Below are 14,105 nucleotides of genomic sequence, written 5' to 3'. Positions count from 1 at the left end.
CATGACGATTTCGACTCTGCTCAAGGGCCACGAGAAAGACCTCGGCGGCGGCTTTGTCGTGCGCCGCTATTTGCCGTCCGCGATCAAGCAGGCGGTGGGACCGTTCATCTTCTTCGACCATTTCGGACCGGTCGACGTGCCGCTCGATGCCGACCATGACGTGCGTCCGCATCCGCATATCGGCCTGGCCACCGTGACCTATCTGTTTGAAGGCGCGATGGACCATCGCGACAGCATTGGCAGCGTGCAGCGCATCGAACCCGGTGCGATCAACTGGATGACGTCCGGCCGCGGCATCGTCCACTCCGAGCGCACGCCCAAGGACTTGGTTGGCAAGCCGCACCGCACGCACGGCCTGCAGCTGTGGGCCGCGCTGCCGGTCGCGCATGAGGAGGATGAGCCGGGCTTCTGCCACACGCCGTCCGGCGACATTCCTGAATTTGAGGTCGATGGCGCCCGCGTGCGCGTGCTGGTCGGTTCGGCCTTCGGCCAGACCTCGCCGGTGAAGACCTACAGCCAGACGCTGTATTTGGACGTGACCTTGAAGGCCGGCCACGAGCTGGCGCTGAGCGGCCTGCCGGCGGAAGCGGCGATCTATCCGATCACCGGCGAATTGCAGATCGACGGCGCGCCGCTGGCGCTGCACACGATGGCGCTGCTCGATACGACGACGGCGCAGCTGATCAAGGCGGATGCGGATGCGCAGTTCGTGGTGATCGGTGGCGAGGCGCTCGATGGCCACCGCTACATGTCGTGGAATTTCGTCTCGTCGCGCAAGGAGCGCATCGTCCAGGCCAGCGAGGATTGGGAAGCGCAGCGCTTCGACAAAGTGCCGGGCGAAACCGAGTTCATTCCGCTGCCGGCGAAGAAGCCGGCGTAAGCGCTTCAGCTCAGGCGGTCGACATGGCGTTGGCCGCCACGGTGCTATACAGGTCGGTGGCGCCGGTGCGGATGATCCAGTGTTCCGGATACGGATCGCTGGCAAAGCGGTTGTGGCGGGCGATGCGGCTCAGTTTATCGAGCGGCACGGTGGGGGCCAGCGCGGTTTCCTTGCCGGTCAGCTGGTCCAGGTGCCAGAAGCCGCCGTCGCGGTGCAGCAGCAGCGGCAGCGCGGCCGCATGCGGCGCGGCGGCAAACGCCTTGACCGGATAGCCGGGATGCGTTTCCGGCATCAGCAGGTAGAAGCATTCGGCGTTGGCGCCCTGGTCGATACGGTGCAGGATCACGCCGTGCGGCATGATGGCCGACACCGACAACACCACGATGCCCTTGATGCTGGCGCTGAGTTCAATGCGCATGCCCAGCCGCAGCGCGGTCGGCTTGTGCTTGCCGGGCCAGACGCCATCGAGCAGCAGGCCGTAGCGCGACACGTCTTCGATTTCAAAACCCTGGCCGCAGCGGCGTATCACCGCATGGCGCCCGGACAGGCGGCGCGTGAGGCCGTTGGTGTCCTGGCCGTCGGCGCCGTAGTGGGTCAACAGCAGATGCGACTCCGGATCGACCAGTTCAAAGCGTCCCAGCACGCATTCTTCCATCGCGAACAGGCGGATCTGGCGCTGCGCGCCGGCTTCCGGCGCGGCGTTGACCAGGCAGGCGGCGCGGCTTGGATGCGGATGCATGGCGGTCGCCAGCGGCATGTCGATCTCGATCAGGTCCTCGTCCCAGGCGATGGTCGTGAAGCCCAGGTCGACCTTGCCGGCCGGTGCGTTCAGGTCCAGGTGGGCGATGCCGGCGTTGCGCGCGGTGACATCGATATCGAGGCTGTCGCCGCCCTGCGCGCTGACGCGGGCGATGGAGGCGTCGTCCGCCATCACGCGCACGTTCTTGTGGGTGCTGAGGAAGATGCGGTGGATTTCGGTCAGCGTGGCGTCCAGGCGCGGCACCAGGATGACGAAGGTGCACACCCATTTGCGCGACGCCAGTTCGGCGTGTTGGCTCAGCAGCTCGATGCTGATCTGGTACTGGCCGTGCTCCTTGCCGCGCGAGGAGAACTCGACAAACACGGGACGCCATTCGCCGTTGGTGGCGCGCACGAACTGCTGGCACGCGGCGCCGTTGGGGATCAGGTCGGACTGCACTTGCAGCGTCAGCTGCGGCGCGCAGGCTTCCGGCATGCCGCGCAACTCCATCTTCAGGGTCTGGCGGCCGCCGGCGGCGCGCGGGTCGAAGCCGCTGATGTGCAGCTGCGGGCGCTCGGACTGGGCGCGTTGCAGGGGGCGGGCGTAGGTGCTTGGGGCGTGGGCGGTTTCGGCAGGGGCGGCATCGAGCATCGTGCCGGGGGCGCCGGAACGGGTGCTGCGCACGGCACTCAGCAGGTCGAAGCTGGAGGGCTCTGCTTGGGCGTGGCCGCCTTCGCAAGCTTGCGCTCCTGGCATGACCCAGTAGGTGCAATGCGGGTGCTGGGCATTACTGCATTTTTTCATGGTGAACCGACCGATGGGATACCCGTCAGTTTATGCGGTTTACACTCTGCTTGGCAACCAATGTGGCGATCTCAAGGGCATTCAATCCGACGGCGCAACACATGCGCCGCCAGTTGTCAAAAATGTGAAGGAATTGATGCGTGCGGGAGTGCCGTTTCGTCAACGTTTTCGCCGAGCGCGGGTTCGCGCGGCGGGGCGAAACGCAGCACGATGGCGCTGAGGTTGTCGATGTGGAGTTCGGGCGGCGGGTGGTTGGCATAGTCGTTGAACAGGGCGTCGAGCGCGGCGCCGACCGAGTGGCCCGGCCGGGCCAGCAACGCCGGCCAGCGCGCGGTCCATTGCAGCGGCCGGCCGCAGGACCAGAAGCCGTCGGTGGCTAGCAGATAGGTAGCGTCCGTGCGCACGGTCAGCAGGCGGCGGTCGGCCAGCTGGTGCAGGAAGGGCGGCAGGTTGGCCGCGCTCAGCGCCATCAGGCCGTCGTCGAGCACCTGTGGATTGGCGAAAGCGTTGCCGAGGATGTAGGCCTGCGCGATCTGGGCGCGGTGTTCGCCGTGGACCTGCTGCCACCATTCCCGCTCGCCCAGCAGGCCGTGCATGGCGAACGAGGTGGCGGGCACGTGGTCCACCGTCAGCGGGCGGGCGCCGTCGGCGGTGACTTCGTAGAGGCGCGAATCGCCGACGTGGTACAGCATCGGCGCGGCGCCGGGCGGTATCTCGAGCAGCGTCAGCGTGGTGCCGGGGCGGCGGAAGCTGTCGTCGTCGCCGGCGCTGCGGAACTGCTCTTGCAAACGGGCATGCAGGGCGTCGAGGCGGGCGCCGAGTTGTTCCTGCGTGGTGCAGGCGGGGATCAGCAGCAGGCCGGTGGCCACGGCTTCGGCGGCTTCGCGGCCGTTGCCATGGCCGCCCATGCCGTCCAACACCGCCAGCCGCACGTGCCCGCGTGGCCAGTCGGGCAGCGTGATGCTGTGCGGGGACTGGTCGCGCAGGAAGACGGCGTGGCCGCTGGCGTCGATGATCAGCAGGTTGTCCTGGTTCTCCGGTACTTGCAGCTTGCTGATGCTGGCGCTGCTGCGGGCGGCGATGTCCAGGCCGGGGCCGAAGTCCTGCAGGTCGGTGATACGTGTCATCGGGGCGGGCGCCGTGGCGCGGGAGGCGAAAGGCCACAGCTTAGCTGAAAAAATGCCGGCGTGGGATGGGGTGCCTGAATGCGCGGGCCTCATTCGCCGCTCCGGCGCAGCCACAGGCTGTTGACCCAGCCGGTGTTCTCGCGGCCGGCGACGCTGGCCTTGATCTGCCACCAGTCGCCGTTGCGCGCGCCGGTCGGCGTGACGCTGGCGCCGGCAGGCACGGTGACCAGGCGGGCCGAGTGCACGCCGGCTGCGGCGCGCAGGTTCAAGTCGCGGTGGACGGCGAACGGTCGGCCTGCTATCAGGGCCGCGGCCTCTCGTGTCGCCACGGCCGCCGTCAGCGCGCGCGCTTCCGTGTTGCGGTCCGGTGTGGCGGCGACGGTGACGTCGTTCCCGGTCTGACGGCCGTGCACCGCGTACAGTATCAGGCTGCCGAAGCCCCAGGCGCCGACCATCATGATGAGCAGCGCGCGCGCGTTCGGGCGGCGCCACCACTGGCGCGGCGTCAGGTAGGCGGCCAGGAACAGCGTGATCACCAGCCCCGCCGCGAAGGCGCCCGCCGCGAAGGCGCCCGCAGCGTAGAGTTTAGCCGTTTCCATGCAAGCTCCCCGGGTTCTCAGGCGTCAAAGCGCAGCACATAATGGCCCGCTACCAGGTGATGGCCATTGGGCAGCAGGTAGGGCGCGTCGGTGTTGGCGTCGCCGATGCTGGCGACGAATTCCAGCTTGTCGTCCAGGTGGTACAGGGCCTGCGAGGCGCTGAGGCGGCCGATCTTGTAGCCCTGCGCCGTCGCCTCGAAGCTGAAGGCGTCGCGCGACAGGCCGATGCGGTCGGCGCTGGCGGTGTTGGCGCCGTTGGCGCGCTTGAGGAAGCGCGGCGAATCGAGCAGGCGCAGCGCCGCCAGCATCGGCGAGTTGCGGCCAAAGCTGAAGCGCGCGCCGCTCGCCACGGAGGCGCCGACCGGTTGCACCAGGCAGATCATGGCGCGGTAGCGGTCCGCCATCTGCGGCGCGGCCGCCAGCACGCGGATCGCCTGCGTATCGACCGGCGTGAAGGTGGCCGGCGCGGTGATGCGCTGGCGGCCTTCGGCGGTGCAGGCGTACAGTTCATCGGAGGCGTCGACCACGAAGCTGATGGCCGCAGGGCCGCCAGTGGACAAGGCCAGCGCGTGGTTGAATGGCAGCTCCATCGCTTGCGCACCGGTGTCGCGGTAGCGGCTCAGGCGCGGCATCGCCAGCGCCACCAGGCTGACGCGCTGCTGCGAGATCGGCGCGTAGGTGGCGTCGCTTTCGCCGGCGTTGTTGGCCGGCTTGTGGCTGACCGGGATCGCCGTCAGCTCGGGCGCGGCGCCGCCGTTGGCGCGGCTTTGCCAGACCGCCGGCTTGCCGGCGACGGTCGCCGCCACCGGGGTGATGCTGATGGTGTCGACGGCCGCACTAGCCTGGGGACGCGGCGCGGCGGCGCCGGTGCGGCCGATCTTGAGCATCAGGCGCGGGCTGCCGCCCGGTGCTTCGCGCAGGGATTTGATGGTGTAGTAGCCGCTGCGCGGATCGAAACGGCATTCGAAGGCGTCCTTGGGCCGCATCTGCACCACGGGCGGCGCATCCGGGCCGTCGTTGATGATGAGGATGGCGCCGTCGGAACTGAACGGCCAGCCGCTGGCGATGAAGCTCGCTTCGCCGCCTTCGCCGCCGATCAGCGCCAGGCGCTGGTTGGGGTAGATCGGGCAGACCGGATGCCAGATCGCGCTGTCGCGTGAGACGCTGACGTTGTAGAGGATCTTCTCGTCCGCCGCTGGCAGATACACCGCGTGCCCGAACTTGACCTCGATCTCGCCCGGCGCCAGCTGCGAAGTGCCGATCACGTCGTAGCGCACCTGGTCGCCGCCCAGCAGGTCGCCGAAGTCCTTCTGGTGCAGCGCCGTCAGCGTCTGCGCCAGGTCGCGCGCGCGGGCGCCACGGGTCAGGTGGTAGTCGTCGTCGACTTCTTCTTGCGGCAGCATCAGCGTCACATGGGAGAAGCAGCGCGTGGCGGCGCGGCCCTTGTGCTCACGCGGGCTGCGTTCGAGCAGGTCGCGCAGCAGCGGGCGGCGCGAGAACAGCGCAAGGCCGGGCGCCTGCCAGATCGCTTCGGCGTTGAAGACGTCGGGGATGCGGCCCAGGACTTCGTGTTGTACATAGATCGGCATGATTCATTCTCCTTCTAAAGATTGCGCGCTGATGGCACTAAACGCTAGCAGGGGGCAAAGGAAAAACAGCAGGTGGCTGCCGCCGGCCGAGAGAAAACTCATGGGCTGGCCCATGATGGGGAAGATGGCCAGGTTGGTGCCCCAGGACAGCAGGAAGTGGCCCAGCACGAAGGCGCCGCCGCCGCACAGCGCGAAGTAGCGGAAGCGGCCGGACCAGGCGTGGCGGAAGTCGCGCGCCACGGCGCCGGCCTGATAGGCGCGCGCTGCGGTGAAAGCGATACCGGCCACTAAAGCGGCTTGCGCCACCCACAGCAGCAGGCCGCCGGCCAGGCCGTGGCGGTTGAGGAAGAAGGACGCGGCGAAATCGTCCTGCACGGCGGGTATCTGCACCGCGCCGCCGGCCGCCATGCCGAGCGAGCGCAGGCCGAGCCAGTGGTCGGCGCCCAGCCAGCCGCCGTCGCTGATGGCGCGCGCGCCCAGCAGCAGCTGTTGGCCGGTGTGCGGATGTTCGGCGGGATTGAGCCAGACCAGGAAGCGGTCGGCGTAGAAGCCCCAGCGTATCAGGTCGTCCGTGCCGACGCAGCGCAGGTAGACGATGGCGGCGGCGGCCGTCAGCGTCAACGCGACCAGCGCGCCGGCCAGCTTGCGGTTGCGCGTGGCCAGTGCGTAGGCAAAGGCCATGACGGCGCTCCAGATCAGCAGCAGGATCAGCGGAGAGAAGTCGTCGACCTGCACCAGCGAAAGGCCCAGCAGCGCCAGGAACAGCAGCGCGGGCGCGATCAGTTGTAGCCAGCGGGCGCCGTGCTCGGACAGCCCTTGCGGGCCGGCGTGCCAGTTGAAGCGCAGCGCCAGGCAGTGGGCGGTGAGGGCGGTGAGTGCGAGTTTTGCCAGCTCCACCGGCTGCAAATCGAAGACGCCTTGTTCGTCGCCCCACAGCACTTGCGCGGCCAGCGCAGCCAGCGCCACGGCGGCGAACAGCGCGAGCAGCCATTCGATGCTGCGCTGTTGAAGATGCGCGCCGCGCGTTGCCTGGCGCTGTGCCCACAGGCGCAGCAGGCCGCCAAGGCCGGCGCCTATCGCCAGCATGGCGGCACTCTTCTGGTAATAGCGCAGCCAGGACGATTCGGGTGCGCCCAGGCCCAGCTCCAGTTGCGACAGCAGGCCGGCGGCCAGCAGCACCACCCCCGCAGCGGTCAGCAGCGTGAGGCGGCCGGGCAGCGCGAGCCACAGCAGCAGCGCGCAGGCGGCAAGCAGCATCGAACTGGCGGCGCTAGGCGCAAAGCCCGCGCGCTGGGCGACCAATGCGATGACGCCGCAGATCAGCACACCGCTTGCGGCCAGCAGCATGGGGACACTGTGAGCGCGGCCAGGCCGGCGCGCCGACAGTGCGAGGCTGGCAGCCATGCAAGCCAGGCAGACTGCCAGCACGGCCCAGATGGCCTTTGACTGGCCGCCATCCCACAGCGCGCGTTGCTGCCATTGCCAGGTGACGTGATCCGGCAGTTTCAGGTCCGGCGCGTTGAACAGGGTGACGTGGCGGCTGGGGTACAGCGTGAGTTGGTCGCCGTCAGCGTTCAGCTGGAAGCGCGTATGGCCGACCACCATCGCCTTCACGCCTTCCAGCGATGCTTCCTGTTTGCGCAAATCGGTCTGCAAGCCTGCGCTGTGGACCAGCACCGCCGCGCGGTCGCCATCAGGGTTGCCGGCCGAGAGCTGGAGCCCGCCGTTGCCGCGCGCGATTTGCGCCGCGCCGGGAGTCACTTGAGCCAGTCCCAGACGATTGTCGCAATACAGATTGCCGCCGAAGGACAGCGGACGCGAAATTGTCAGCAGGCCAGGCATGGCGCGATTCCACAGCGACAGCAGCCTGGAGGCCAGGTGCGACTCGGGGCAATTGGCTTGCTGATGACCGTCGCGATACAACACCGCGCCGTCGTAGCGCCATTCGTGACCATCGCGGGCGAAGGTGATGCTGCCGGAATCTGCGCCGCGCACATCGAACAGCGCGCCGTCGATCTGAAAGCGCTGGCCGGCCAGCAGCGTGATGCTGCCCATGCGCTGTTCGCTGCCGTCGCGCAGCAGTATCACTTGACGCGTCGCGCTCAGATTGCGCAGCGTCCAGCCGTCCTGCGCATCGCGGCGCAGGGACAGGTGGTTGCGGTCCGACTGCGGCGCCGCCAATTCGTGCTGGCCCAGCGTGATCGTTTCGCCCGGCGCCAGTTTGACTGTGATGGCGCTTGGCAGCCATGCGGCTGGTGCGCGCAACAAGGCCAGCGCCTGCAAGCCGCACAAGACGGTCAACATCGCCAGCGTGAGGGCCAAGCCGGTATTCCTGGCGGCTGCGCGCGCGATCACGGCGCCCAGGTCGCCGATGCTTGGTCGTGCGAAGGAGGCGCGGGGCGCGGTGAAGGACCGGCGCAGCGAGATAGTCATTATGCCCCCTGAATGTGGTGCCAGTGGTTGTCGGCGGTTGGCCGATTCATGCTGTGGACGGGGTCTGCGGGATCGAACATTCCGCGCTGTGGCTTGACACCCTGGATCGCGTGCAGCATGCGGCTGATCTGGATCGCGTGGCGCGGACGTTGCGCCGGATCGAGATGGAGCAGCGTGCGTAGCAGCTCCAGTGCCGTGTCGCGCATCGGCGCGGGAATCGCCGTGGCGAAGCGCGCCTCTTCCTCGCCGTGCAGCGCGGCCGGAATCGCGCCGCCATTCAAGCTGCGCAGCAGGTCGGCGCCGGCGGTGTGGTGCTCGCGGTAGGCCTGTCCGCAATCGCTGCAAAAGCGCAGCGGCAGGCCGCCGGTGACCAGGAAGTAGAACATCGCGCCCAGCGAGAAGTAGTCGCTGCGCGGGCCGGTGGCGTAGCCGCCGCCGTCGGCCGGGAAGAACTGTTCCGGCGCCTGCCAATTGGCGGTGCCGGCATACGAGTGAACTTGCAGACTGCCCAACTGGCGGTTGGTGCCGAAATCGGCCAGCTTGACGGTGCCCAGGTCCCGATCCAGCAGCACGTTGGCCGGCTTCAGGTCCAGGTAGCGCCAACCGTATTGGTGCACCTTGGCCAGTGCCTGATTGATCTGGCCTATCCAACTGAGTATCCGTGGCAGCGGGACCGCCTCGCCACGACCCTTCAGCGCGATCATGTGCTTGCCCAGGTCTGTCGCCATCAGCTCCAGCGCCAGCACCGGCAAGCCTTCGTGCCAGCCGCTGTCGAGCAGCCGCACGATGTGGCGTTCGTCCCATGGCTCCAGCGATTGCAGGAAGCCGATTTCGTTGTTTGCGCTGGCGATCCAGCGGTCGCGCTGGGCGGGCAGGGCGCGCGCCATCTGCTCGCGGTTGATCAATTTGATGGCGACATCGCGCGTGGCCGGCGGCCCGCTGGCGCGCCAGATGATGCCGTAGGCCGATCCGCCGATCTGCTCGCGCAGCCGGTAGTGGCCCAGTTCCAAAGCGATGATTGCGTCTGTTGTCGTCATGATTTCCCTCGGCCCGCGCCGTTACGCTCGGCTAGCGGGGGGAAGACGAAAAAAAAAGGCCCCGAAGGGCCTCGATGATGCCTGGGAGTTTAACGGTCCCAGCGATCGCGATGATGGTGGTGATGTTCCCAGCGCTCTTCGCGATACTCGCGGTAGTAAGGACGGGCCGGTTCAACGTACACCACGCGCGGCGGCGGGGCGTAGTAGCGTGGCGCCGGTTCATAGTAGATCGGGGCCGGCTCGTAGTAGACCGGGGCGGGCTGCGTGTACACACGGGTCTCCACGTAGCGGTCACCGCGGCCGCGATCGTAGTAGCGGTCACCGGTGTTGATGCTGTTGCCCACTGCCGCGCCAACCAGGCCGCCGACGATGGCGCCATCGCGGCCACCGGCGTTGTGGCCGATGGCGGCGCCTACCACAGCACCGGCTACCGTGTTGAAATCACGGTCGCCTGCGTAGGCCGACGACGATACTGCTGCTGCGGCCAGTAACGCTACACCCATAAATTTTTTGCTCAACATGGTATTTCCCCTTGCCGTGGCCCGGATCGGAATGATACGTTGGCCAGTGACTCCACTATATAGCCTGAGAGCGAATACACCACGTCTTATACACATGCTTACAAACCGGCCACTCCGGTAATGGCTTGTTACATTTATCCCCGGAGCGCCTCCCATTCGGGGCGCAGCAGGCTGAAAACCTGCACATCCTGGTAGCGGCCATTGATGAAAAAGCTCTGGCGCAGCGTGCCTTCAGCACTGAAGCCGCATTTTTGCGCCACGCGGATCGAGGCCACGTTCTCCGGCGCCGTCAGCAGCTCGAGCCGGTGGTACTGGTGGACCTTGAACAGGTAATCGACCAGCATGCGGCATGCTTCGGTCACGTAACCGCGTCCGGCCAGCTTGGGGTCGAACAGGCGGTAGCCAATTTCGCGCGTGATCGGCGTGCGGCTTTTGAAGTGCGTGATGACGCCGACGATGTGGTGCAGGCTGTCCTCGATGACAAACAGCTCGCTGTCGTCGCTGACGAAACCGTTCTGCATGAACTCCTTGCGCATCGTCTCCGGCGACTTGAAGTGGGCGGAGAAGTGGTCGCCGCGCGACGGCAGGTCGTTGACCAGCGCGATGAAGGTGTTCAGGTCGGCGGTCAGCAGGTGGCGCACGGTGCAGAGTGAACCCTTGAGCATAGACGCTTTCTTCGCATGGTTGAAGGTTCATGGTAGTGCAATGGCCATAACAAATCAACATTGATGACAAGATCTCCACGATAGGTTATCGTTTAGATCGTTCTTGCAACTCACCATCCAACGTCCATAGGAAAAGCATGAAATCCGTCTTCAAGTCCCCGTTGTCCCTGACCGTCCTTGCCAGCTGCTTGTTGAGCGTTGGCGCCATCGCCGCTCCAGCCAACGATCCGGCCACCCTGGCCCAGATCCGCGACAGCGCGATGAAGAGCGACTGGGCCTACGAGCGCCTGGCCGACCTGACCGATCTGGTCGGGCCGCGCCTGTCCGGTTCCGCGGGTGCTGCAGCGGCGGTGGAGCAGGTGGCGGCCGCCATGCGCAAGCTGGGCGCCAAGGTGACGCTGCAACCGGTCAAGGTGCCGCACTGGGTGCGCGGCGCGGAGACGGCGGAACTGGTCGACTACAACGGCCGTCCGGCCGGTATCACGCAGAAGATTGTGCTGACGGCGCTGGGCGGTTCCGGCGCCACGCCCGCCGCCGGCCTGACCGCGCCGGTGCTGGTGGTGCGCAGCCTGGATGAGTTGAAAGCCAAGGCGGCCCAGGTGAAGGGCAGCATCGTGCTGGTGGACGTACCGTTCGACCAGGAGCTGGCCGATCGCGGCCACGCTGGCGCGGCTTATGGTCCGGGCGCGGGCTTCCGCTACGTCGGTCCCAAGATGGCGGCGGAACTGGGTGCGGCGGCGGCGCTGGTGCGCTCGGTCGGCGGCGCCAACTTCCGCATTCCGCACACCGGCGTGACCGGCCTGGTCGACGGCGCGCGCATTCCCGCCGCCGCCATCACCACCGAGGACGTGCTGCTGCTGGACCGCCTGCTGGCGCGTGGCCCGGTCAAGATGCACCTGACGCTGACCCCGCAAAACCTGCCGGACGCCGACAGCTTCAACGTCATCGCCGACTGGCCGGGCAGCGACAAGGCCGATGAAGTGGTGATCGTCTCCGGCCACCTCGATTCCTGGGACCTGGGCACCGGCGCCCACGACGATGGCACCGGCGTGGCCGGCGCCATGGGCGTGATCGAGACGCTGAAGAAGCTGAACCTGCATCCGCGCCGCACCATCCGCGTGATCGCGTGGATGAACGAGGAAAACGGCACCCGTGGCGGCAAGGCTTACTTCGATGCGAACAAGGACAAGCTGGATAAGCACTTCGCCGCCATCGAGTCGGACAGCGGCGGTGGCCGTCCGTTCGGCTTTATCGGCAGCGTGACGCCGCCGATGGTGAAGTACTTCGCGCCGCTGAAGGATGCGCTGGCGCCGATCGGCGCCGGCCAGTTCGAACGCCACGACATCGCCGGCGCGGCCGATACCAGCCCGATGGAGCGCGCCGGCGTGCCGGTGTTCGAGCCGATGGTCGATTCGTCGGCCTACTTCAACTACCACCACACGCCGGCCGACACGCTGGACAAGGTCAGCCCGCTGGAATTGAAGCGCCATGTGGCGGTGATGACCTCGCTGAGCTGGTTCCTGGCGAATATGGAGCAGCCGATCGGCCGCACCGCGCACCAGGACAGCGAGGACTGATGAGGCAGGCGCGCAGCGCATCCGTGCGCGGCGCGCCTGGCGCTTCGTGATAGTCTGTTTGCTTATCGAGGAGAGCGTCATGGACAAGATGCATTACAAGGGCTGGGAGATCGTGCCGACCGCGTTGCCAACCACCGACCGCCGCTGGACCGCCAGCTGCGACATCGCGCGCGCCGGCGCCGATGGGGTGGAGGTGTTCGAGGGCGCCACCATGCAGTTCATGCGCGACACCGAAGACGAAGCCATCGCCGCCGCCTGCGATGAGGCGATCCGCCAGATCGACAACATCATCGCCAATCCGCTGGTCAGGCTGGCCTGAGGCGGCGTTCAGGACGGGTAAAACATCTTTGCGGCCAGCCCCAGCAGGAATAAGACGACGGTGAATTGGGTGCCCATGATCCAGCGAGTGATGTAGCGGAATTCCGACCGGAATTCTTTGAGCTGGTAGGCTTGCTCATCCATTTGTCTCTCCAGGTCTTTGAGACGCAATTCGACTTGATTGAAGCGCAGATTCGTTTCTTCCCGGCTAACGGCAAAACGGTGTTCTATGTACTGTCGAAGATCGGCGAGTTGAATTGCTTGGGCATCGAGTCGGCCCAGGATGATTTCGGTCTCGACTTTTTGCCGGCGCAGCTCGGCTAATTGTGCATCGACAAGCTTGAATCGATCGTTCATGTCAGTCCTCAGCGCAGCGACCGTCGCAACGGTGCTGTCGGATATGGCCTCAAGTTTTGCGATGCGCTCTTCCATCTTTGTTAGACCTATTGGGTTTGGATTTGGTTCACCGCATTAGCCTGATTGCCGCCATCTGATGAATTTGCTAGTATGCAAGTCAGATGAAATCACGCCGCTACCCAGAACAAATCGCCCTGTTGCCATATATCGGCAAATGGACCTTCATCGCGGGCCTGATCGCGCTGCTCAGCGGGACCGCCTCCGCCTTCTTCCTGTTCGCGCTGGACCATGCCACCGCCTGGCGCGAAGCGCACGCCTGGATCATTTGGCTGCTGCCGCTGGCCGGCTTCGCGGTCGGCTGGGTGTACCTTAAACTGGGCAGCAGCGTCGAAGCAGGCAACAACCTGCTGATCGACGAAATTCACGATCCCAAGAAAGTCGTACCGCTGCGCATGGCGCCGCTGGTGTTGATCGGCACCGTGATCTCGCACTTGTTCGGCGCCTCGGTCGGCCGCGAAGGCACGGCCGTGCAGATGGGCGGGACGCTGGCCGACCAGCTCACCCACGTGTTCCGCCTGCGTCACGCCGAGCGGCGCATCCTGCTCATGGCCGGCATCAGCGCCGGTTTCGCGTCCGTGTTCGGGACGCCGCTGGCCGGCGCCATCTTCGGACTGGAAGTGCTGGCCATCGGCCGCCTGCGCTACGACGCCATCTTCCCCTGCATGGTGGCGGCCATCGTCGCCGACCAAGTGGGCATGGCCTGGGGCGTGCATCACACTCACTACGCGATGAGTGGCGTCGTGGCGATCGGCTTCTGGAGCATGGCCGCCGTGCTGGTTGCCGGCATCGTGTTCGGCTTGACCGGCATGTTGTTCGCCAAGTCCACGCACGCCGCTTCGACCTTCATGAAGCGCCATGTGGCGTATGCGCCGTTGCGTCCACTGATCGGCGGCGCGTTGGTGGCGCTGGCGGTGTGGGTGGTCGGCACGCGCTATATCGGCCTCGGTATTCCGGTGATGGTCGAAGCGTTCCAGCAGCCGCTGGCGCCCTGGGATTTTTTTGGCAAGTTCGCGTTCACCGTGGCCTCGCTGGGCAGCGGCTTCAAGGGCGGGGAGGTGACGCCGCTGTTCTTCATCGGCGCGACGCTGGGCAATACGCTGGCGCCACTGCTGCATCTGCCGTTCGCCATGCTGGCAGGGATAGGCTTCGTCGCGGTGTTCGCCGGCGCGGCCAACACGCCGCTGGCGTCGACCATCATGGCGATCGAATTATTCGGTCCGCAGATCGGGCCTTACGCGGCGCTGGCGTGCGTGGTGGCGTATCTGTTCTCCGGCCATACCGGCATCTACCGCGCGCAGAAGGTCGGCACTCTCAAGCACCGCCTGCCGCCGGTGGCGCGCGACCGCGAGCCGCCGGCCTAGATCCTGTGTGAGAAACCGCGCATTTTGAGGCACCTGTC

13 protein-coding genes are annotated in these 14,105 nt (G+C 66.5%); 4 read left to right on the top strand and 9 right to left on the bottom strand.

Annotation, left to right across the window (positions count from 1 at the left end; genetic code table 11):
- Position 1 precedes the first annotated feature (1 nt).
- Positions 2-880, top strand: coding sequence for a pirin family protein (locus KVP70_RS16450; RefSeq protein WP_217943293.1), 879 nt, complete (start codon positions 2-4; stop codon positions 878-880).
- 10 nt (positions 881-890) lie between these two features.
- On the opposite strand, the gene KVP70_RS16445 is transcribed toward KVP70_RS16450, so the two are convergent.
- The 8 genes from KVP70_RS16445 to KVP70_RS16410 form a co-directional block, all read right to left on the bottom strand.
- The gene (locus tag KVP70_RS16445; protein WP_229224865.1) at positions 891-2,423 is read right to left on the bottom strand and encodes an FHA domain-containing protein; all 1,533 of its coding nucleotides are present in this window, start codon (positions 2,421-2,423) and stop codon (positions 891-893) included.
- A 116-nt stretch (positions 2,424-2,539) separates the two neighbouring features.
- A complete protein-coding gene (locus KVP70_RS16440; protein WP_217943292.1) occupies positions 2,540-3,550 on the bottom strand; it encodes a PP2C family protein-serine/threonine phosphatase in 1,011 nt (336 codons plus the stop codon).
- Positions 3,551-3,639: 89 nt separating this feature from the next.
- Positions 3,640-4,149, bottom strand: coding sequence for an SH3 domain-containing protein (locus tag KVP70_RS16435; protein WP_217943291.1), 510 nt, complete (start codon positions 4,147-4,149; stop codon positions 3,640-3,642).
- Between the two features lie 17 nt (positions 4,150-4,166).
- Complete coding sequence (locus KVP70_RS16430) at positions 4,167-5,738, bottom strand: hypothetical protein (protein ID WP_217943290.1); 1,572 nt, start codon at positions 5,736-5,738, stop codon at positions 4,167-4,169.
- Between the two features lie 3 nt (positions 5,739-5,741).
- Entirely contained in the window at positions 5,742-8,171 is a 2,430-nt protein-coding gene (locus KVP70_RS16425) for an FtsW/RodA/SpoVE family cell cycle protein (RefSeq protein ID WP_229224864.1), read from the bottom strand.
- On the bottom strand, positions 8,171-9,208 hold the full coding sequence (locus KVP70_RS16420; RefSeq protein ID WP_217943289.1) for a serine/threonine-protein kinase: 1,038 nt from the start codon (positions 9,206-9,208) through the stop codon (positions 8,171-8,173). Before KVP70_RS16420 ends, KVP70_RS16425 begins: the two co-directional genes overlap by 1 nt.
- A gap of 89 nt (positions 9,209-9,297) precedes the next feature.
- Positions 9,298-9,711, bottom strand: coding sequence for a glycine zipper 2TM domain-containing protein (locus KVP70_RS16415; protein ID WP_416053868.1), 414 nt, complete (start codon positions 9,709-9,711; stop codon positions 9,298-9,300).
- 152 nt (positions 9,712-9,863) lie between these two features.
- Positions 9,864-10,394: a GNAT family N-acetyltransferase gene (locus KVP70_RS16410; RefSeq protein WP_217943287.1), complete on the bottom strand. Its 531-nt coding sequence runs from the start codon at positions 10,392-10,394 to the stop codon at positions 9,864-9,866.
- 137 nt (positions 10,395-10,531) lie between these two features.
- Here KVP70_RS16410 and KVP70_RS16405 point away from each other — a divergent pair, with 137 nt between their 5' ends.
- Both KVP70_RS16405 and KVP70_RS16400 read left to right on the top strand, forming a co-directional pair.
- Positions 10,532-11,971: a M20/M25/M40 family metallo-hydrolase gene (locus KVP70_RS16405; protein ID WP_217943286.1), complete on the top strand. Its 1,440-nt coding sequence runs from the start codon at positions 10,532-10,534 to the stop codon at positions 11,969-11,971.
- A 79-nt stretch (positions 11,972-12,050) separates the two neighbouring features.
- On the top strand, positions 12,051-12,290 hold the full coding sequence (locus tag KVP70_RS16400) for a hypothetical protein (RefSeq protein ID WP_020706326.1): 240 nt from the start codon (positions 12,051-12,053) through the stop codon (positions 12,288-12,290).
- Positions 12,291-12,298: 8 nt separating this feature from the next.
- On the opposite strand, the gene KVP70_RS16395 is transcribed toward KVP70_RS16400, so the two are convergent.
- The gene (locus KVP70_RS16395; protein ID WP_217943285.1) at positions 12,299-12,721 is read right to left on the bottom strand and encodes a hypothetical protein; all 423 of its coding nucleotides are present in this window, start codon (positions 12,719-12,721) and stop codon (positions 12,299-12,301) included.
- A gap of 86 nt (positions 12,722-12,807) precedes the next feature.
- Here KVP70_RS16395 and KVP70_RS16390 point away from each other — a divergent pair, with 86 nt between their 5' ends.
- Positions 12,808-14,067, top strand: coding sequence for a voltage-gated chloride channel family protein (locus tag KVP70_RS16390; RefSeq protein ID WP_217943284.1), 1,260 nt, complete (start codon positions 12,808-12,810; stop codon positions 14,065-14,067).
- The last annotated feature ends 38 nt before the right edge of the window (positions 14,068-14,105 follow it).

This window comes from Duganella violaceipulchra (assembly GCF_019166075.1).
Lineage (GTDB): Bacteria > Pseudomonadota > Gammaproteobacteria > Burkholderiales > Burkholderiaceae_D > Rugamonas > Rugamonas violaceipulchra.
The sequence above is the reverse complement of the archived record's forward strand: the minus strand, read 5'-3'. Positions and strand labels throughout refer to the sequence as shown.